Here is a 223-nt window from a genome sequence, read left to right as displayed (position 1 = left end):
TGGATCGACTTCACTCCTGCCTCGAAGCCCTGTGTTTATCCCCTGGGAACCATTTGGCCTCAAGCCTTAATACCGGCTCATCGGCAAAAATGTTCTTGTGATAAACACCGCCTCAAAGAAGCAGTGAAGTCGATCCAAGCCATGGCTTCGGTGGTGTGTTTAGCCCCGTTACATTTTCGGCGCAGAGTCACTCGACCAGTGAGCTATTACGCACTCTTTAAAT

1 rRNA gene is annotated in these 223 nt (G+C 49.8%); it reads right to left on the bottom strand.

Features of this window, described 5'->3' with window-relative positions:
• Window positions 1–139 precede the first annotated feature (139 nt).
• Window positions 140–223: ribosomal RNA gene (locus KIH86_RS08835) — 23S ribosomal RNA — on the bottom strand; the annotation flags it as partial.

Origin of the sequence: Paenibacillus sinensis (assembly GCF_019904155.1) — a bacterium.
GTDB classification, from domain to species: Bacteria; Bacillota; Bacilli; order Paenibacillales; family Paenibacillaceae; genus Paenibacillus_AQ; species Paenibacillus_AQ sinensis.
This window is presented reverse-complemented; position numbering and strand designations above follow the sequence as displayed.